Below are 23,055 nucleotides of genomic sequence, written 5' to 3' on the forward strand. Positions count from 1 at the left end.
GATGGTGCTTGGGGACCGGGCACTTCCGCTGACGCGGGGTCAACTCGAGATTTGGCTTGCGCAGGAGACGGGTCAGCTGGGCACGGCATGGCAGTTGGGCCTGTTCGTGAAGTTCGAGGGCCCGATTGAACGTGAAGCCCTGGAGTGGGCGATCCGCCGATCCGTAAGCGAGGCCGAGCCACTGCGGGCCGCCTTCTTCGAGGTTGACGGCCAAGTTGTGCAAAGCGTGATCGATTACCCGGACGTCAAGGTCGACTTCTATGACCTGACCTGCTCGAGCGATTCGCTAGACGAAGCCCAACGGATCGCGTCGTCCATACAGAGCACGCCGATGCCCTTTACCGGGCCGCTGTTCAAATTCGCACTTTTTCAGGTGCGCCGCGATGAGTTCTATCTGTTCTGGTGCGTCCACCACATCGTCCTGGATGGGTCCGGCATAGCGCTGATCGGCCAGCGGCTTGCGGCCGTTTACTCTGCGGTTGTCTCCGGGGCACCCATCCCCGGTGCCCTCCTGGGTTCCTTGCAGGACTTGGTCGACTGCGAGCACGAATACGAGGCGTCCAAGGAATATCTGGAGGACCAGGACTACTGGACGCAGAACCTTCCGGCGGAGAGCGGAGAGCAGCATCGCTTGCCCCAACCCGGCGGCGAGCGGGAGCCGGAGCCGCCTTCTGACCCGGTTCGGTTGAACCCGTTGACAATTCGGCGTATCGACGAGTTATGCCGCGCGTGGAATGTGCCTCGCTCATCGGTCGTCACCGCGGCATGCGCGCTTCTGGTCCGCGGGTACCACGCGGATGCGTCAGAGGTGGTACTCGACTTTCCCGTCAGCAGGCGCGTGCGTCCGGAGTCGAAAACGCTGCCGGGGATGGTGGCCGGAGTTGTGCCCCTGGTGCTGAGGCTGTCGCCCGCGTCCACGGTTGCCGAATTCTGCGGATACGTGGACACCCGAATACGGGAAGCGGTGCAGCACCAAAGGTTTCCGGTGGAAGCCCTCGAGCGCAAAGCTCGAGGGCATGGGCGGTCATTCGACAGGGTGACCGTCAACTTTCTCCCTTCTCGATTCACCCTGCCGTTCGGCGGCGTCGCGGCTTCGGCTTCGTTGACCAACAGCGGCGTCGTCGACGGCTTCGGCCTCATGTTTTCCAGCTCGGGTGACGACCTCTTCCTCAGCACAGCGTCCAATGGGCAGTCATCCTGGAACTTCGAGGTTCGTGATCTCGCGAGACGGTTGGAACGGGTCTTGGCCGCCATGGCCGCCGACCCGACGCGGCGGCTCTCGACGATCGATCTGCTGGATGCCACCGAGCACGATCGGTTGGGCGGTTGGGGCAACCAGGGGGTGTTGACTCGGCCGCCGAGCACGCCGGTTTCGATTCCGGCGTTGTTTGCTGCGCAGGCCGCCCTCGCCCCGGAGGCGTTAGCGCTGACCTATGAGGGCCGCTCGATGTCCTATCAAGAGCTCGATGAGGCGTCCAACAGGTTGGCTCATCTCTTGGCCGCCGACGGCGTGGGTCCCGGACAGCGGGTGGCGTTGCTGCTGGAGCGCTCGGCCAAGACGGTTGTCGCGATGCTGGCGGTTCTCAAAACCGGTGCGGCATATGTGCCTATCGACCCCGCGCACCCCGACGCGCGCATCAAATTCATGGTCGACGATGCCGCGCCGATCGTCGCGGTCGCCTCGGCGGACCTGCGCCCGCGGTTGGACGGATGCGGCCTTCCGGTTGTCGATGTCGACGACCCCCGGATCGAGACCTGCCCGGACACGGCCTTGCCGGCTCCCGCACCCGATGACATCGCCTACCTGATCTACACGTCGGGCACCACCGGTGTGCCCAAGGGGGTGGCCGTGAGCCACCGCAACGTCACCCAGCTGCTCGAGGTGCTCGATGCCTACCTGCCCCGGCCCGGGGTGTGGACGCAATGTCATTCGTACGGGTTCGACTCCTCGGTGTGGGAGATCTTCGGTTCGCTGCTGGGTGGCGGACGGCTGGTGGTGGTGCCCGAAGAGGTGGCCAGCTCCCCGGACGACCTGCACGCGTTGCTGGTGAGCGAGCACGTCGACGCGCTCGCCCGCACCCCGTCCGCCCTGGGGGTGCTGTCGCCGCAGGGCTTGGGATCGATGGCGGTGGCGGTGGCCGGCGAGCCGTGCCCCGCCGAGTTGGTGGAGCGGTGGGCGCCGGGGCGGACGATGCGCAATGCCTACGGTCCGACCGAGACGACGATGGTCGTGGCGATCAGCGCGCCGCTCGAGGCCGGGTCGGCGGGGGCAGGGTCGGTGCCGATCGGCGCACCGGTGCCCGGGGCGGCCCTGTTCGTGCTGGACGGGTGGTTGCATCCGGTGCCCGCCGGTGCGGTGGGTGAGTTGTACGTGGCCGGTGACGGGCTGGCCTACGGATATTTGGACCGTGCGGGCTTGAGCGCGTCGCGCTTTGTGGCGTGTCCGTTCGGGGGCGCGGGGCAGCGCATGTATCGCACCGGTGATCTGGTGTGTTGGGGCGTTGACGGGCAGTTGCGGTATGTCGGGCGCGCTGACGAGCAAGTCAAAATCCGCGGGTATCGCATCGAGTTGGGGGAAGTGCAGGCGGCGTTGGCCGGCCTGGACGGGGTCGAGCAGGCGGCGGTGATCGCCCGGGAGGACCGCCCCGGCGACAAACGTCTGGTCGGCTACGTCACCGGCATCGCCGACCCGGCCACCGTCCGCGCGAAGCTGGCGGAGCGGCTGCCTGCCTACATGGTGCCCACCGCGGTGGTGCCCCTCGACGCGCTGCCCCTGACGACCAACGGAAAGCTCGATGTCCGCGCGCTGCCGGCGCCGGAGTACCAGGACGGCAGACATTACCGGGCGCCCGCCGGCGCCACCGAGGAGATCCTGGCTGGGATCTACGCCCAGGTGCTGGGGCTCGAGCGGGTCGGGGTTGACGAGTCGTTCTTCGAGCTGGGCGGGGACAGCATTCTGTCGATGCAGGTGGTGGCCCGGGCGCGGGCAGCCGGCCTGGTGTTTCGGCCCCGGCATGTATTCGTCGAGCAGACGGTGGCCCGACTGGCCAGGGTCGCCGTGGTGGCCAGCGGCGAAGCCGGCCGCATCGACGAGGGTGTCGGGCCGGTCATCGCGACGCCGATCATGCGGTCGCTGCGGGACGTCGGTGGCCCGGTTGAGCAGTTCAACCAGACCGTGGTGGTGCATGCTCCGGCCGGGGTGAGCGAACCCGATGTGGTGGCCATGTTGCAGGCGCTGCTGGATCGTCACGCCATGTTGCGGCTGCGCGCTGACGACGACGGCGCCGGAAACTGGTTGCTGGAGGTTGCCGAACCCGGGTCGGTGGATGCCGGCGATTGCCTGCGAACGGTGGACGTGTTGTCCGAGGAGGCGATGGCCGAGGCCCGGTCGCGGCTGAACCCGGCCGCCGGGGTGATGCTCAGTGCGCTGTGGGCCGGCCCGACGGGCGAATTGGCGTTGATCATTCACCACCTCGCCGTTGACGGGGTGTCGTGGCGGATCCTGCTGGAAGACCTCAACCTCGCGTGGGTCCAGCGTCGCGGTGGGCAGCCGATAGCTCTGCCAGCGGCGGACACCTCGTTTGCCCGGTGGTCGTCGCTGCTGGCGGAGCACGCCCTAAGCCCCGCGGTGGTGGAGCAGGCCGAGGCGTGGCGCCAGGTGGCGGCCACGCCCGCGGTGTTGCCCGCGGTGCAGCCCGGGGCGGATACCTTTGCCGCGGCCGGTCACTTGTCGCTATCGTTGGACGCCGAGACCACCCGGGTCCTGCTCGGTGAGGTGCCGACGGCGTTTCATGCCGGAGTGCACGACATCTTGCTGATCGCGTTCGCGCTGGCGGTCGCGGAGTTTTGCGGGCGCCCTGCCGCGCCGATCGGCATCGACGTCGAGGGCCACGGGCGCCACGAGGAGCTGGCCGCCGATGTGGACCTGACCCGCACGGTGGGCTGGTTCACCACCAAATACCCTGCGGCGCTGAGCGTTTCAGGGCTGACGTGGGGCCAAGTGGTCGCCGGCGAGGCGAGGCTGGGGGCGCTGGTCAAGGACGCCAAGGAGCAGCTGCGCGCCCTACCGGATCCGTTGAGTTACGGCTTGCTGCGCTACTTGAATCCCGATGTTGAGCTGGTTGGCCCCAGCCCGGCGATCGGGTTCAACTATCTGGGCCGACTGGGTTCGGCGGCCGAGGTATTCGACGATGTGTGGCGGGTGCGCCGGGACGGGCTGTCGCTGAGCGGCGCGGTCGCGGGCATGCCGATGGCAATGCCGATGTCGCACACCGTGGAGCTCAACGCCGGCACGGTGGACACCGAATCCGGCCCGCGGCTGCACGCGAACTGGACGTGGGCCCCGTCGGCCGTGGATCGCGAACAGGTCGACCGGCTTGGCCGGTTGTGGTTTGAGGCCCTGGCCGGGATCTGTGCGCACGTTCGCGGTGGCGGGGGTGGTTGGACGCCATCAGATTTCGCCCCCGCTCGGTTGACCCAATCCCAGCTCGATGAGCTGCAGCAGCGGTACCGCATCGCTGACGTGTTGCCGTTGACCCCTTTGCAGCAGGGGCTGCTGTTCCACACCAGCAGCGCCCAGGGCGGCCGCGATGTGTACGCGGTCCAGCTGGACATCACTTTCAGCGGCCCCCTGGACCAGGGTCGGCTACGCGAGGCGCTGCACAACGTGATGACCCGGCATCCCAACCTGGCGGCCCGATTCTGCGCCGACTTCGACGCGCCGGTGCAGATCATCCCGGCCGATCCCGTGCTGCCGTGGCGGTACATCGACTTGGACGGCGTTGACTTGGACGTCGACGAATGGGTCGAAGAGATTGGTGCGGCCGAACGGGTCGCGGTGTGCGACCTGACCGACCCGCCGTCCTTCCGGGCGGTGTTGCTTCGCACCGCGGAAGACCGGCACCGATTGGTGCTGACCAATCATCACATCGTCCTGGATGGCTGGTCGTTGCCCATCCTGATGGCCGAAGTCTTCGCCGGCTATTACGGACGCCAGTTGCCCGCGGCACCGTCGTATCGCCACTTCGTCGGCTGGCTGGCCGAACGGGATCGCGAGGCGGCCCACGCCGCCTGGCGTGGGGTGCTGGCAGGTCTCGAGGCCGCGACCTTGGTGAGTCCGCCAGGGCGGTCAGAGCCGGGACCGCCAGGCGTTCAATCGTTTTGGATCTCTGCGGAGCTCACCCGTGCCATCGGCGAGTTGGCGCGCACGCAGCACACCACCGTCGCCGTCGTGCTGCAGGCCGCGTGGGCGCAGATGTTGGTGTGGCTGACCGGCCAGCACGATGTGGCCTTCGGTACCGCGGTGTCGGGGCGGCCGGCGGAATTGGCCGGTGCGGATTCGATGGTGGGGCTGCTGATCAACACCGTGCCGATGCGGGCACGCATCACCGCGGCAACCACGGGCGCCGACCTGCTGGATCAGCTGCAAGATTTCAACAACCACACGGTGGAGCACCAGCATCTGGCGCTGGCCGAGATCCACCGCGCCACCGGACACGACCAGTTGTTCGACACCTTGTTCGTCTTCGAAAACTACCCGGTGGACACCGCCGCGTTGGTTGGCGGCCATGAGCTGGCCATCACCCGGTTCGCCATGCACGAATCCACCCACTACCCGCTGGCGGTCGCTGCCATTCCAGGCCCCGAACTGGGCTTGCGCGTCGAGTACGACGCCGACATGTTCGACGCGGCCGGGGTCGAGTCGCTGTTCGCGCGGTTGCGGACGGTGCTGTCGGCCATGACCGCCGATACCGCTCGGCGACTGTTGTCGATTGATCTGCTCGATGAGGATGAGCGGGTCGGGCTGGACGAGTGGGGCAATCGTGCGGTGCTGGGCCGCCCGACGGCGTCGGTGTCGATTCCCGAGTTGTTCGCCGCGCAGGTCACGCGAACGCCGGAAGCGTTGGCGTTGACCTGTGACGGGCGCTCAATCTCGTACCGGGAGCTTGACGAGGCCTCGAATCGCTTGGCGCACTTGCTGATCGGATTGGGCGCGGGCCCGGCGGAGTGTGTGGCGCTGTTGGTGCCGCGCTCGGCCGAGGCGATCGTGGCGATCCTGGCGGTGCTCAAAACCGGGGCGGCCTATCTGCCGATCGATCCCGCCCTGCCCGTGGCGCGGATCGAGTTCATGGTGGCCGACGCGAAGCCCGTCGCCGCGCTGACGACGGGGGCGCTTGCGGACCGGCTGGACGGATCCGCAGTGGCGGTCGTCGATGTCGATGATCCGGCTGTGGGACGCGAAGCCGGCACCGGGTTGCCGGCGATGCCGGCCCCGGAGGATGTCGCTTACCTGATCTACACCTCGGGGACCACCGGTGTGCCCAAAGGGGTGGCAGTCGCACATCGCAGCGTCACCGGATTGTTGACCGCCGCGGCCGGTGGCCTGGCGGTGGGGCCCGGGCGGGTGTGGTCGCAATGGCATTCGCTCGTGTTCGACGTGTCGGTGTACGAGATCTTCGGGGCGTTGTTGCATGGCGGGCGGCTGGTCGTGGTGCCCGATGAGGTGGCCGCGTCAGCGGATGACCTGCACGCCTTGCTGATTCGCGAACAGGTGACCGTTCTGAACCAGACGCCCTCGGCGGTGGGGGTCATGTCGGCTGCGGGGTTGGAGTCGGCGGCGCTGGTGGTGGCCGGTGAGGCCTGCCCGGTAGAGCTGGTGGAGCGGTGGGCGCCGGGTCGGGTGATGATCAACGCCTATGGCCCCACCGAGGCGACGGTGTACGCAGCGGCCAGTGCGCCGTTGCAGCCGGGCTCTTCAGTGGTGCCCATCGGTTCGCCGGTGGCCGGGGCGGCGTTGTTCGTGCTCGACGCCGGGTTGCGCCGGGTGTCGGCCGGCGTGGCGGGTGAGCTGTATGTCGCCGGTGCCGGGCTGGCCTACGGGTACGCGCGCAGGGCGGGCTTGACGTCGTCGCGGTTCGTGGCATGTCCGTTCGGCGGACCGGGGCAACGGATGTATCGCACCGGGGATCTGGTGCGGTGGGGCGCTGACGGGCAGTTGCAGTATCTGGGTCGTGCCGACGATCAGGTGAAGATCCGCGGGTATCGCATCGAGCTGGGTGAGGTGCAGGCCGCGCTGGCCGGCGTCGATGGTGTCGACCAGGCGGCGGTGATCGCGCGGGAGGACCGTCCCGGCGACAAGCGGTTGGTCGGCTACATCACCGGTACCGCGGATGCGGCCCAGATCCGTGCCGAGCTGGCCGAGCGACTGCCCGCATACATGGTGCCGGCGGCGATCGTGGCGGTGGAATCGTTGCCGCTGACGGTCAACGGCAAACTCGACCGGCGGGCGCTGCCGGCCCCGGAGTACGGCGATGTCGATCATTACCGGGCCCCGGCCACGGCCGTCGAGGAGATCCTGGCCGGAATCTTCGCCCACGTCTTGGGATTGGACCGGGTCGGCGTCGATGAGTCGTTCTTCGATATCGGTGGCGATTCACTGTCGGCGATGCGCGCCATCGCCGCGACCAATAAGGCTCTGAAAACCCACCTTTCGGTGCGCACCTTGTTCGAGGCGCCCACCGTGGCCCAGTTGGCGCCGCAATTGGGCGGCGAAGGCGGTGGGCTGCAGCCGCTGGTGGCGATGGAGCGGCCCGAGGTGGTGCCGTTGTCGTTCGCGCAGAATCGGTTGTGGTTCATCGACCAGTTGCAGGGCCCTTCGGCGGTGTACAACATGGCGGTGGCGTTGCGGCTGAGCGGGCGCCTGAACGCCGAGGCGCTGGGGGCGGCGCTGGCCGATGTGGTGGGCCGTCACGAAAGTCTGCGGACATTGTTCCCGTCGGTGGACGGCGTTCCGCGGCAGCTGGTGATCCCGGCGGCGGAAGCTGACTTTGGTTGGCGGGTCGTGGATGCCACCGGTTGGTCGGCCGGTCGGGTGGAGCAGGCCGTCGCCGCGGTTGTGCGTGATCCGTTCGACCTCACTTCTGAGATCCCTTTGCGGGCAAGGCTTTTACGTGTCGCCGACGAGGAGCACGTGCTGGTGGCTGTGGTGCATCATATCGCCGCGGACGGCCTGTCGATCTCGCCGATGGTCAGTGATCTGGGGGTGGCCTATGCCGGTCGGTGTGCCGGACGACCCCCGAGTTGGACGCCGCTGCCGGTGCAGTACGTCGATTACACGCTGTGGCAGCGCGAACAATTCGGTGAATTGCAGGACCCGCACAGTCGGATCGCCGCGCAGCTGACCTATTGGGAAGACCAGTTGGCCGGGCTGCCCGAACGGCTCGAGTTGCCCACCGATCGGCCCTATCCGGCGGTGGCCGATTACCGCGGGGCCCGGTTGGTGGTGGATTGGCCGGCCGAGTTGCAGCAGCGGGTCGCTGGGCTGGCGGGGGAGCACAAGGCGACCGGTTTCATGGTGATGCAGGCCGCCCTGGCGGTGCTGCTCGCAAAGATGAGCGCCAGTTCCGATGTGGCCGTGGGCTTTCCGATCGCCGGGCGGCGCGACCCCGCACTGGACGAGCTGGTGGGGTCATTCGTCAACACGCTGGTGCTGCGCGTGGACGTGTCCGGTGATCCGACGGTTGCCGAACTGTTGGCTCGAGTGCGCCAGCGCAGCCTGGCCGCCTTCGAGCACCAGGACGTGCCGTTCGAGGTGCTGGTGGAGCGGCTCAACCCGGCCCGAAGCCGGTCCCATCATCCGCTGGTGCAGGTGATGTTGGCCTGGCAGAACTTCGCCGGCGACCCGGCCGCCGGCTTGGCGTTGAACGATCTGCAGGTCAGCCCGGTGCCGACGGACACCCGCACCGCCCGCATGGACCTGTCGTTCTCGTTGGCCGAACGCTGGAGCGAAGCCGGTGAGCCCGCGGGGATCGGCGGGGCGGTCGAGTTCCGCACGGACGTGTTCGATGCCGAAACCATCGGCGCGCTGATCGAGCGGTTGCGGCGGGTGTTGGCCGCTATGACCGCCGACCCGGCGCGGCGGCTGTCGTCGGTCGAGCTGATGGATGCCGACGAGCGCGCCCTCCTGGATCGGATCGGTAATCGGGCGGTGTTGAGCTTGCCCGATCCGACTGTGCGGGTGTCGATTCCGGCGTTGTTCGCTGCGCAGGTGGCGCGGGCGCCGGGGGCGGTGGCGCTGTCGTTTGAGGGCTCGTCGATGACGTATCGGGAGCTCGACGAGGCGTCTAACCGGTTGGCGCATCTGTTGGTGGACCGGGGTGTTGGTCCGGGTGAGCGGGTGGGGTTGTTGTTGTCGCGGTCGGCGGAGGCGATTGTGGCGATTGTGGCGGTGCTCAAGACCGGTGCGGCGTATGTGCCGATCGATCCGGTGGTGCCCGCGGCGCGCATCGAGTTCTTGCTTGGTGATGCCGCGCCGGTTGCGGTGGTCACCACCGGCGAGCTGGCCGAGCGGGTGGACGGCCATGGCGTGGCCGTCATCGACGTGGCCGATCCGGGTATCGCGGCCCGGCCCAGCACCGCGTTGCCGGCACCGGCGCCCGAGGACATCGCGTATCTGATCTACACCTCGGGCACGACCGGTGTCCCCAAAGGCGTTGCCGTCACCCACCACAACGTGGTCCGCCTGTTCGACTCACTCGACATCGGCCTGCGGCTCGCGCCGGAGCAGGTGTGGACCCAATGTCATTCACTGGTCTTCGACTTTTCGGTGTGGGAGATCTGGGGTGCGCTTCTGCACGGCGGGCGGCTGGTCGTGGTCCCCGAGTCCGTGGTCCGGTCGCCGGAAGACCTGCATGCGTTGCTGATCGCCGAACAGGTCACCGTGCTGAGCCAAACCCCCTCCGCGGTCGCGATGCTGTCGCGGGCGGGCCTGGACTCCGTGGCGTTGATGGCGGCCGGTGAGGCCTGCCCCGCCGAGCTGGTCGAGCAGTGGGCGCCGGGGCGGCTGATGATGAACGGCTACGGCCCGACCGAAACCACGGTGTATGCGTCGATCAGCGCGCCGCTGCGCGCGGGATCCGGCGTGGTTCCGATCGGCACGCCGGTGCCCGGGGCCGCTTTGTTCGTCCTCGACACCTGGCTACGGCCGGTACCCGTCGGCGTCGTCGGCGAGTTGTATGTGGCCGGTTCCGGACTTTCGTGTGGCTATACGCGCCGGGCGGGGCTGACGGCCGCGCGGTTTGTGGCCTGTCCGTTCGCCGGTGACGGGGCACCGGGGCAGCGGATGTACCGCACCGGGGACTTGGTGTCCTGGGGTGGTGACGGGCAACTGATCTACCGGGGCCGCGCCGACGAGCAAGTCAAGATCCGCGGGTATCGCATCGAGTTGGGCGAGATCCAGGCGGCGTTGGCCAAACTGAACGAGGTCGAGCAGGCCGTGGTGATCGCGCGGGAGGACCGCGCCGGTGACAAGCGTCTGGTCGCGTACATCACCGGGTCCGCCGAACCCGCCCGGGTGCGCGCGGAGCTGGCCGAGCGCGTGCCGCCCTACATGGTCCCGGCCGCGGTGGTGGTGCTCGACGCCGTGCCGTTGACCGTCAACGGCAAACTCGACACGCGAGCCTTGCCGGCACCCGAATACGCCGCCGGCGACGATTACCACGCCCCGGCCAGTGGCATCGAGGAGATCCTGGCCGGCATCTACGCGGAAGTCCTCGGTGTCGACCGCGTCGGGGTTCAGGACTCGTTCTTCGATTCGGGTGGCGATTCGTTGTCGGCGATGCGAGTGGTCGCTGCGATCAACAAGTCCACGGGTGCCGACATTTCGGTCCGCACGTTGTTCGAGTCGCCCACCGTAGCCGAATTGGCTTTGCGGGTGGGCGACGCCGGGGGCGGGCTGGAGCCGCTGGTGGCCGCGGAGCGGCCCGCGGTGGTGCCGTTGTCGTTCGCGCAGAACCGGTTGTGGTTCATCGACCAGTTGCAGGGCCCTTCGGCCGTGTACAACATGGCGGTGGCGTTGCGGCTGAGTGGTCAGCTGGATGCCGCTGCCCTGGGGGCCGCCCTGACCGATGTGGTGGGCCGCCACGAAAGCCTGCGCACGCTGTTCCCGGCGGTCGAGGGGATTCCCCGGCAGGTGGTTATTCCTTTGCAGGAGAGTGACTTTGGCTGGCAGCGGGTGGATGCCACGGGTTGGCCGGCTGACCGGTTGCGGGACGCGATTGCGGAAACGACGCAGTGCGCGTTTGACCTGGAATCCGAAATCCCTTTGCGGGCAAGGCTTTTCCACATCGCGGACGAGGAGCACGTGCTCGTGACGGTGGTGCACCATATCGCCGCCGATGGCTTGTCGATCACCCCTCTGGTCCGTGATCTGGGTGTCGCCTATGCCAGCCGGTGTGCGGGGCGGGCCCCGGGCTGGGCGCCGTTGCCGGTGCAGTATGTCGACTACACGCTGTGGCAGCGCGAACAGTTGGGCGAGCTGCAGGACCCGGAGAGCCGCATCGGCGCCCAGCTGGCTTACTGGGAAGACACGCTGGCCGGGATGCCCGAACGGATTCAGCTGCCCACCGACCGGCCCTACCCGGCCGTGGCCGACTACCGCGGCGCCAGCGTGGAGGTGGATTGGCCGGCGCAATTGCAGCAGCGGATCGCTCGGATCGCCCGCGAGCACGACGCGACCGGTTTCATGGTGATGCAGGCGGCCCTGGCGGTGCTGCTGGCAAGCCTCAGCGGCAGCGCCGACGTGGCGGTGGGGTTCCCGATCGCCGGACGGCGAGATGCCGCCCTCGATCCGTTGGTGGGTTTCTTCGTCAACACCTTGGTGTTGCGCGTCGACGTGGCCGGCGATCCCACCGTCGCCGAGGTGTTGGCGCACGTGCGCCAACGCAGCCTTGCGGCCTACGAGCACCAAGACGTGCCGTTCGAGGTGCTGGTCGAGCGGCTCAACCCGACCCGGTCGCTGAACCATCACCCGCTGGTCCAGGTGATGCTCGCCTGGCAAAACTTCGCCGGCGACCCGGCCACCGGTTTGGCGCTGGGCGACATGTCGGTCAGCACCGTACCCACCGAGACCCGCACTGCCCGCGTGGACTTGACGTTCTCGTTGGCCGAACGTTGGACCGAAACCGGCGCCCCGGCCGGAATCGGTGGCGCGGTGGAGTTCCGCACCGATGTGTTCGACGCGGAGAGCATTCGGACGCTGATCGTGCGGTTGCAGCGGGTGTTGGAGGCCATCACCGCTGATCCCGACCGGCGGTTGTCGTCGATCGATCTGCTGATTCCCGGTGAACGCGCACGCCTGGACAAGTTCGGCAACCGGGCGGTGCTGGACCGGCCGGCGACGTCGTCGGGCTCGATCCCGGAATTGTTCGCGGCGCAGGTGGCGCGCACGCCGGGGGCGGTGGCGCTGACATTCGAGGGCCGCTCGCTGACCTACCGCGCGATCGATGAGGCGTCTAACCGGTTGGCGCACTTGCTGCTTGCCCGCGGCGCGGGCCCGGGTGAGCGGGTGGCGCTGTTGTTGCCCCGGTCGGCTCAGGCAATCGTGGCGATGTTGGCGGTCCTCAAGACCGGTGCGGCGTACGTGGCCATGGATCCGGCGCACCCGGCGGCGCGGACCGAGTTCATGGTGGCCGATGCCGGGCCGGTCGTCGCGATCACCACCGTGGGCTTGGCCGATCGCCTGAAGGCCCGCCGACTGGCGGTCGTCGACGTCAGCGATCCGGCAATCGCCTTCCAGCCCAGCGCCGCGTTGCCCGCACCGGCGGCCGAGGAAATCGCCTACCTGATCTACACATCGGGCACCACCGGAGTGCCCAAGGGGGTGGCGGTCGCTCACCGAAATGTCATTCGGCTGCTGGATTCGTTGAACGCCGACCAAGAGCTGGCGGGGCAGGTGTGGACGCAATGCCATTCGCTGGCCTTCGACTACTCGGTGTGGGAGATCTGGGGTGCGTTGCTGCACGGGGGGCGCTTGGTGGTGGTGCCCGATTCCGTCGTCCGGTCCCCGGATGACCTGCACGCGTTGGTGATTGGCGAACAAGTCAGCCTACTGAGTCAGACCCCGTCCGCGTTCTACGCGCTGCAGAGCGCGGATGCGCGCGCGGCCGAAGCGGGAAATCGACTCAACCTGCGCACAGTGGTGTTCGGTGGCGAGGCGCTGGAGCCCGGGCGCCTTGGCGCCTGGCTGGACCGCCATGGGGGCTCGCCGCGGCTCGTGAACATGTACGGCATCACCGAGACGACGGTGCATGCCTCGTTCCGGGAGATCGGCGCCGCCGACGTCGACCGCAGTGTCAGCCCGATCGGCTTGCCGTTGGCCCATCTCGGATTCTTCGTGCTCGACAAGTGGTTGCGCCCGGTGCCGGTGGGCGTCGTGGGCGAGTTGTATGTGGCCGGCGGCGGGCTGGCGTACGGATATGTGGGCCGGGCGGGGTTGAGTGCGGCACGGTTCGTGGCGTGTCCGTTCGCCGGCGACGGCGCGTCCGGATCGCGGATGTATCGCACCGGGGATTTGGTGCGCTGGGGGGCCGACGGCGAGCTGCAGTATCTGGGGCGTGCCGACGATCAGGTCAAGATCCGCGGCTATCGCATCGAGCTCGGCGAAGTGCAGGCCGCCCTGTCCGGGCTGGCCGGGGTCGAGCAAGCAGTGGTGGTCGCGCGCGAGGACCGTCCCGGCGACAAGCGGCTGGTCGGCTACGTGACGGGGGACGCGGATCGGGCCCAGATCCGCACGGAGCTGGCCGAGCGCCTGCCCGCGTACATGGTGCCGGCGGCGGTGGTGGTGCTCGACCGCTTGCCGTTGACCGTCAACGGCAAGCTCGACATCCGGGCGCTGCCGGCACCGGAGTACAAGGAAGGCGGTCATTACCGGGGCCCCACCAGCGCCGTCGAAGATCTTTTGGCCGGGGTCTACGCCCAGGTGCTGGGGCTCGAGCGCGTCGGCGTCGATGAATCGTTCTTCGACTTGGGTGGGGACTCGTTATCGGCGATGCGGGTGGTGGCGGCGGTCAACACCGCTCTGGATGCCGGCCTTGCGGTGCGCGCCTTGTTCGAGGCGCCCACGGTAGCCGACTTGGCGTTGCGCCTCGGCGACGCCGGCGGTGGGCTGGAACCGCTGGTGGCGGTGGAGCGGCCCGCGGTGGTGCCGTTGTCGTTCGCGCAGAACCGGCTGTGGTTCGTCGATCAGCTGCAGGGCGGCTCACCGGTGTACAACATGGCGCTCGGGTTGCAGCTGAGCGGGCGTCTGGATGCCGACGTACTGAGGGCGGCGCTGGTCGACGTGGTCGGTCGCCACGAAAGCCTGCGCACGCTTTTCCCGTCGGTCGGGGGGATCCCCCGGCAGGTCGTGGTGCCGGTCGAGCTCGCCGATTTCGGTTGGCGCGTGGTGGACGCCAGCGGCTGGTCGGCTGACCGGCTGACTGACGCCGTCGGGGAGGTGGTGCGCGACCCCTTTGACCTGACCTCCCAAATCCCTTTGCGCGCAAAGCTTTATCGCGTCAGCGACACCGAGCATGTGCTGGTGGCCGTCCTGCACCATATCGCCGCGGACGGCTGGTCGATCGGGCCGCTGGTGGGCGATCTCGGTGTCGCGTACGCCAGCCGGTGTGCGGGCCAGGCCCCGAGTTGGGTGCCGTTGCCGGTGCAGTATGTCGACTACACGCTGTGGCAGCGCGAACAGCTGGGTGAGCTGCAGGACCCGCAAAGCCTGATCGGCGCCCAGCTGGCTTACTGGGAAGACGCGCTGGCCGGCATGCCCGAGCGCATTCAGCTGCCCACCGATCGGCCCTATCCACCGGCGGCCGATTACCGCGGGGCCCGCGTGGTGGTGGATTGGCCGGCGCAGTTGCAGGAGCAGGTGGCCCGGCTGGCTCGTGAGCACAATGCGACGAGCTTCATGGTGATGCAGGCCGCTTTGGCGGTGCTGCTGGCCAAGATCAGCGCCAATTCTGATGTGGCCGTAGGGTTTCCGATCGCGGGCCGCCGCGACCCCGCGCTCGATGGTCTGGTGGGGTGCTTCGTCAACACCTTGGTGTTGCGGGTTGATCTGGCCGAGGACCCCACCGTCGCCGAGTTGTTGGCCCAGGTGCGGCAGCGCAGCCTCGCCGCCTACGAGCACCAAGACGTGCCGTTTGAGCTGCTGGTGGAACGGCTCAACCCGACCCGATCGATGAACCATCACCCGCTGGTGCAGGTGTTGTTCGCTTGGCAGAACTTCGCCGGGCAGGAAAACGACCCCGCCGCCGGTCTGAGCTTGGGCGACCTGCAGGTCACCCAGGCGCCGGTGGACACTCGCACCGCCCGGATGGACCTGACGTTCTCGTTGGCCGAACGCTGGACCGAGTCCGGTGAGCCTGCCGGGATCGGCGGCGAGGTGGAATTCCGCACCGATGTGTTCGACGCGGCCAGCATCGAGGTGTTGATCGAGCGGTTGGGGCGGGTGCTGGCGGCCGTCACCGCCGACCCCGGTCGGCGGTTGTCGTCGCTGGATCTGCTCGACACAGCGGAGCACGCCCGGCTGGCGACGTGGGGCAACCGAGCGGTGCTCGCCCGCTCGCCGGCCCCGGCAGTGTCGGTTCCAGGGTTGTTCGCCGCGCAGGCAGCGCGCACGCCGGAAGCCGTGGCCTTGACCTTCGAGGGCCGCTCGATGACTTACCTGGAGCTTGAGGAGGACGCCAACCGACTGGCCCACCACTTGGCCGGCCACGGCGTCGGCCCGGGTGCCTGTGTGGCGCTGCACATTCCGCGTTCTGACCGGGCGATCGTGGCGATCCTGGCGGTGCTCAAAACGGGAGCGGCATATGTGCCGATCGACCCGGCGCTGCCGGCGACCCGGATCGACTTCATGCTCGGCGACGCCGCGCCGATCGCCGCCATCGCCGCCGATGGGCTGCGTGGGCGGCTCGACGGGCACGACGTTGCGGTGATCGATATCGACGACCCGGCTGTTCGCGGTCGTGACTGCACTCCCTTGCCGCCGCCCTCCGCAGATTCCGTCGCCTACATCATCTACACCTCCGGGACTACCGGTGTCCCCAAGGGCGTGGCCATAACTCACCACAACGTGATCCAGTACATCGGCTCACTGCCCGCCGATCTGCGCCGCCCCGGCGTCTGGACGCAGTGGTTCTCCCTGTCGTTCGACTTCTCGGTCCTCGAGATCTGGGGGGCGCTCTTCAACGGTGGGCGGCTGGTGGTGGTACCCGAGTGGATGACGAACTCGACGACCGACCTGCACGACCTGCTGATATCCGAACGAGTCGACGTCTTTGGTCAAACCCCTTCAGCGGCAGGGGCTATGGCGCCCGAGGGGTTGGAGTCGGTTGCCTTACTCGTGGGTGGTGAAGCGTGCCCGGCCGACCTGGTGGACCGGTGGGCGACCCCCGGGCGGCTGATGATCAACAAGTACGGCCCGACCGAGGCCACGGTGGATGTGACCTACAGCGCGCCGTTGCTCGCGGGTTCGGGGGCGCCGCCAATCGGTTCGACACTGCCGGGCGCGGCACTGTTCGTGCTTGACATGTGGCTGCGGCCGGTCCCGCCCGGTGTGCTTGGTGAGTTGTACATATCCGGTACCACCGTGGGGTACGGATATTGGCGCCGTCCCGGTTTGACCGCATCGCGATTTGTCGCCTGCCCGTTCGGCGGCCCGGAAGCGCCGGCACAACGGATGTATCGCACCGGCGATCTGGTGTCCTGGGATGCTGACGGGCAGCTGCGGTATGCGGGGCGTGCGGATGAGCAGGTCAAGATCCGCGGCTATCGCATCGAGTTGGCCGAAGTCCAGATGGCGCTGGCAGACCTGGACGGCGTGGCACAGGCGGCGGTGGTCGCCCGGGAGGATCGCCCCGGCGACAAACGCCTGGTCGGCTACATCACCGGGGCCGCGGAGCCCGCGACGTTGAAAAGCGCTCTGGCCGAGCGATTGCCGGCCTACATGGTGCCGGCCGCGTTGGTGGTGCTCGACGCGTTGCCGTTGACCGTCAACGGCAAGCTCGACGTGCGCGCCCTACCTGCACCCGAATACACCGATGCCGGTCAATACCGTGCCCCGACCAACCCGACCGAAGAGATCCTGGCCGGCCTCTACGCCCAAGTCCTCGGACTGGACCGGGTCGGAGTCGACGAATCGTTCTTCGAATTGGGCGGCGATTCGCTGTCGGCGATGCGGGTCGTCGCCGCGGTCAACAGCACGTTGAACGCCGGCCTCGCGGTGCGCGCTCTTTTCGAGGCTCCCACGGTGGCACAGCTGGCGCCCCGCATCGGTGCGGACGAGAGCCGACTCGAGCCGTTGGTTCCGGTCGAGCGGCCCGAGATAGTCCCATTGTCGTTCGCCCAGAACCGGCTGTGGATCATCGATCAGTTGCAGGGACCCTCACCCGTGTACAACATGGCGGTGGCCCTGCGCCTGGACGGGCGCCTCGACGTGGATGCGCTCGCGACGGCGATGACCGACGTGGTGGGCCGTCACGAAAGCCTGCGCACGCTGTTCCCGTCGGTCGAGGGGATTCCCCAACAGCTGGTGGTGGCGGTCGAGCGGGCCCGCTTCGGCTGGGACGTCGTCGATGCGACGGGCTGGCCGGAGAGCCGGCTGGAGGAGGCCGTCGGCACGGTGGTGCGCCGCCCCTTTGATCTGGCTGCCGATATTCCCTTGCGCGCAGCGCTTTTCCGGGTCGCCGCCGACGAACACGTCCTGGTGGCGGTGGTGCACCATATCGCCGGCGACGGTTGGTCGATGACGCCGTTGGTGCGTGATCTGGGAGTGGCGTATGCCGGCCGGTCTGCGGGGGACGCCCCGGATTGGGCGCCGCTGCCGGTGCAGTACGCCGATTACACGTTGTGGCAGCGAGCCCAGTTCGGCGATCTGAGCGACAGCCAGAGCCGCATCGGTGCGCAGCTGGCGTATTGGGAAGACGCGCTGGCCGGGATGCCCGAGCGCATCCAGCTGCCCACCGATCGGCCCTACCCTCCGGTGGCCGACTACCGCGGCGCGCACGTCACCGTCGAATGGCCGTCGGAGTTGCAGCAACGGGTGGCCCAAGTGGCACGCGAGCACAACGCGACCAGCTTCATGGTCATGCAGGCCGCCCTCGCCCTGCTGCTCTCGAAGATCAGCGCCAGCAGCGACGTCGCGGTCGGGTTCCCGATCGCGGGTCGCCGCGACCCGGTGCTGGACGATCTGGTGGGATTCTTCATCAACACGCTGGTGCTCCGGGTGGACCTGGCGGGAGACCCCTCAGTCGCAGAGTTGCTGGCGCAGGTCCGCAGTCGAAGCCTGGCGGCCTACGAACATCAAGACGTGCCGTTCGAGGTGCTCGTGGAGCGGCTCAACCCGACCCGAAGCCTGACCCATCACCCGCTGGTCCAGGTGTTGTTGGCGTGGCAGAACTTCGGCGGGCCGGACATCGGGTCCACCACCGGATTGCGGTTGGGTGATTTGGAGGTCACCACGCTGCCCGCCGACACTCAGGTCGCCCGCACAGACCTGACGTTGTCGTTCGCCGAACGCTGGACGGAGGCCGGTGAGCCCGCCGGGATCGACGGGATGGTCGAGTTCCGCACCGACGTGTTCGACGCCGACAGCATCGAGGCGCTGATCAAGCGGTTGGAGCGGGTGTTGCTGGCGCTGACCGCGGACCCGTCCCGGCGGCTGTCGTCGGTCGATCTCCTCGACGACACCGAGCGCGCACAGCTGCTCGGGTGGGGTAACCGGCCGGCGCTGAGCCGGCGTGTCACCGCCTCGCCGTCGATTCCGGAACTGTTCGCCGCCCAGGTGGCCCGCGCCCCGCAGGCCGTCGCGGTCACTTCTCCGGGCCTGTCGATGACCTATCGCGAGCTCGATGAGGCCGCCAACCGGCTGGCCCGATTCCTGGTCGCTCACGGTGCGGGCCCGGGTGAGCGGGTGGCGCTGCTGTTCTCCCGCTCGGCACAGGCCATCACGGCGATCCTGGCGGTCTTGAAGACCGGTGCTGCGTACGTGCCGTTCGACCCCGAGCATCCACCGGCGCGAATGGAGTTCATGCTCGGCGATGCCGCGCCGATCGCCGTCGTCACCACGGCAGACCTGCGCTCCCGCTTGGATGGGCGTGGCCTGGCGGTCATCGAGTTCGACGATCCCCGCATCCGTGCCTATCCGGCTACCGCCCTGCCCGCACCCGCGCCCGATGACATCGCCTACCTCATCTACACCTCAGGCACTACCGGTGTGCCCAAGGGTGTTGCCATCACCCACCTCAACGTCACCGAGCTGTTCGAATCGCTCGAGGGCGAGATGCAGCTCGAGGAGCAGGTGTGGACGCAGGCGCACTCCCTGGCCTTCGACATTTCCGTCTGGGAGATCTGGGGTGCGCTGTTGTACGGCGGCCGGGTGGTCGTGGTCCCCGAGTCGGTGACGCGGTCACCGGAAGACTTCCACGCCACGCTGGTGACCGAACAGGTCAGTGTCTTGAGTCAGGTGCCTTCGGGGTTCTACGCGCTGCAAACCGCGGACACGCTGTCACCCGAGCTCGGACGTCAGCTGAAGCTGCGGGCGGTCGTGTTCGGCGGTGAGGCGTTGGAGCCACAGCGTCTTCGAACGTGGTGGCAGAACCATCCCGGAATGCCACGTCTGCTGAACCTGTACGGCACGACGGAGACCACGGTGCACGCCTCCTTCCGGGAGATCGTCGACGGTGACCTGGACAGCGCTGCGAGCCCGATCGGGGTGCCGCTGGCGCATCTGGCGTTCTTCGTGCTGGACGGGTCGCTGCGGCCGGTGCCGGTCGGTGTGGTCGGGGATCTTTATGTGGCCGGTTCCGCGGCGGCGTACGGCTATGTGGGACGGGCCGGGCTGACGGCGTCGCGGTTTGTGGCGTGTCCGTTCGGTGGCGACGGGGCGTCGGCCCAGCGCATGTATCGCACCGGGGACCTGGTGTGTTGGGGCGCCGATGGGGAGCTGCGGTATCTCGGCCGTGCCGATGAGCAGGTCAAGATCCGCGGATATCGCATCGAGTTGGGCGAAGTGCAGGCCGCGCTGCTGGGGCTGGACGGGGTGGAGCAGGCGGCGGTGATCGCCAGGGAGGACCGCCCCGGCGACAAGCGCCTGGTCGGCTACATGACCGGCAGCGCCGACCCGGCCCAGGTGCGCAGCGCGTTGGCGGAGCGGTTGCCCGCGTACATGGTGCCGGCCGCGGTGGTGGTCCTGGACGCGCTGCCGCTGACGGTCAACAGCAAGCTCGACAAGCGTGCTCTGCCCGCACCGGAGTACCAGGACGCCGATCACTACCGGGCACCCGGCAGCGCGGTCGAGGAGATTCTGGCCGGGATTTACGCCCAGGTGCTGGGGCTCGAGCGGGTCGGGGCCGACGAGTCTTTCTTTGAGCTCGGCGGGGACAGCATTTTGTCCATGCAGGTGGTGGCGCGCGCCCGCGCCGCCGGCCTGGTGTGTCGGCCGCGCGACATTTTCGTCGAGCAGACCGTGGCGCGGCTGGCCCGGGTGGCGGGGGTGGCCGACGGTGCGGGCGGCCCGGTCGACGAGGGCGTCGGGCAGGTGCTGGCTACCCCGATCATGCGGTGGTTGCACAGCGTCGAGGGCCCGGTGGACCAGTTCAACCAGACGGTGATGGCGCAGGCCCCGGCGGGTGTGACCGAGGCCGACGTCGTTGCGATTTTGCAGGCGTTGGTGGATCGGCACGCCATGTTGCGGTTGCGCGTCGACGACGATGGCGCCGGCGGCTGGTCATTGACGGTGCCGGTGGCCGGGTCGGTGGATGCCAACGATCGCCTGCAAGCGGTGGACGTGTTGTCCGAGGAGGCGCTGGTCAAGGCGCGGTCGCGGTTGAACCCGGCCGCCGGGGTGATGCTCAGCGCGCTATGGGCCGACTCGACGGGTCAGCTGGCGCTGATCATTCACCACCTGGCCGTTGACGGGGTCTCGTGGCGGATCCTGCTGGAGGACCTCAACACCGCCTGGGTCCAGCGCCGCGGCGGGCAGCCGATCACACTGCCGGCGGCGGGGACGTCGTTCGCCCGGTGGTCGGCGCTGCTGGCGGAGCACGCCCTAAGCCCTGAGGTGGTGGAGCAGGCCGACACGTGGCGGCAGGTGGCGGCGCTTCCGGCGGTGCTGCCCGCGCTGCGGCCCGCGGTGGATACGTTCGCCGCGGCCGGTCACTTATCGGTGTCGCTGGACGCCGACACGACCCGGATGCTGCTGGGCGAGGTGCCGACGGCGTTCCATGCCGGGGTGCACGACATATTGCTGATCGCTTTCGGACTGGCGTTGGCGGAATTGCTGGGCCCCGGCGGCGCGCCGATCGGCATCGACGTGGAGGGTCATGGGCGCCACGAGGAGCTGGCCGCCGATGTGGACCTGTCGGGCACGGTGGGGTGGTTCACCACCAAATACCCAGTGGCGTTGAGCCTCGGTGGGCTGGCGTGGAGCCAGGTAGTGGCCGGCGAGGCGGCATTGGGGGCGGTGATCAAGGACGCCAAGGAGCAGCTGCGCGCCCTGCCCGACCCGCTGGGCTACGGTCTGCTGCGGTATCTGAATCCCGATGTCGAGTTGGGGGGATCCGACCCGACCGTCGGGTTCAACTATCTGGGGCGGCTGGGCGCTGGGGCTGACCTCTCCGACGATATGTGGCGCCTGTGCCAGGACAGCTTGGCGTTGACCGGGGCGGCCGCGGCGATACCCATGCCGCTGATGCACACCGTGGACTTGAACGCCGGCACCGTGGACACCGACACCGGCCCGCACCTGCACGCGAACTGGACGTGGGCGCCGTCGGCGGTGGATCGCGAGCAGGTCGACCGGCTGGGCCGGTTGTGGTTTGAGGCCCTTGCCGGTATCTGCGCCCACGTTCGCGGTGGCGGGGGCGGGTTGACACCGTCCGATGTCGCGCCGGCCCGGTTGAGCCAGCCGCAGCTCGACGAGCTGCAGGCGCAGTACCGCATCGCTGACGTGTTGCCGTTGACCCCGTTGCAGCAGGGCCTGCTGTTCCACACCACCACCACGCAGCGCGGCGACGATGTATATGCGGTGCAGCTGGACATCACCTTGAGCGGTGCCCTGGACGAGGACCGCCTGCACGAGGCGGTCAACGCGGTGGTAAGCCGGCATCCGAATCTGGCAGCCCGATTCTGCGCGCAGTTCGACGAGCCGGTGCAGCTGATTCCGGCCGATCCCGTGGTGCCTTGGCGGTATGTCGCAATCGACGCCCACGGCGCCGGGGTCGATCAACAGGTGCAGGACATATGTGCTGCCGAACGCGCCGCGGTGTGCGATCTGGCCGACCCCCCGGCGTTCCGGGCGGCATTGATCCGTACCGCGCCGGATCGGCACAGGTTCATCCTGACCAATCACCACATCGTCATGGATGGTTGGTCGCTGCCGATCCTGCTGGGCGAAGTAATCGCCAGCTACTACAAGCAGCGGCTGCCCGCGGCCGCGCCCTATCGCCACTTTGTGAGTTGGCTGGCCGACCGCGACCTTGATGCCGCCCGCATCGCCTGGCGTGAGGTGCTCGCCGACTTCGACACGCCCACCTTGGTGGGTCCGCCCGGGCGACTGCGGCTCGGAAAGCGAGGCGTCGCCTCGTTCACGATCCCTGCGGACACCACCGGGGCGATCGGCGAGCTGGCGCGGTCGCATCACACGACCGTGAACATCGTCATGCAGGCCGCGTGGGCGCAGATATTGATGTGGCTGACCGGCCGGCACGACGTCGCGTTCGGCACTGCGGTGTCGGGGCGGCCGACGGAGTTGTCCGGTGCGGATTCGATGGTCGGGCTGTTGATCAACACGGTCCCGATGCGCGCGCGCATCACCGCGGCAACCACGGTCGCCGGCTTATTGAATCAACTGCAGGACGTCTATAACGCGACTCTGGACCATCAGCACCTGGCGCTCGGGGAAATCCACCGCGCCACCGGACACGACCAGTTGTTCGACACCTTGTTCGTCTTCGAGAACTATCCCGTCGACGCCGCCGCGCTCGCGGGCGATCACGAGTTGGCCATCACCGACGTCGCGGCCCGGGAAAACAACCACTACCCGCTGGCGGTGCAAGTCCAGCCCGGTGCGCAGTTGAGTCTTCGCGTCGAGTACGACACCGACGTGTTCGACGCAACCAGGATCGAGTCGCTCTTCAGGAGGTTGCAAAAGGTGCTGGTGGTTATGACCGCCGATGCGGAGCAGCAATCGTGACCGCCGATACGACTCGGCGGTTGTTGTCGATTGATCTG

The 23,055-nt window shown here is 68.3% G+C and carries 1 protein-coding gene; it reads left to right on the forward strand.

Annotated elements, in window-relative coordinates; translation table 11 throughout:
• Position 1 precedes the first annotated feature (1 nt).
• Entirely contained in the window at positions 2-23,017 is a 23,016-nt protein-coding gene (locus tag AC5Y4T_RS14315; RefSeq protein WP_499953918.1) for a non-ribosomal peptide synthase/polyketide synthase, read from the forward strand.
• The last annotated feature ends 38 nt before the right edge of the window (positions 23,018-23,055 follow it).

The organism is Mycobacterium sp. NGS11 (genome assembly GCF_059813315.1).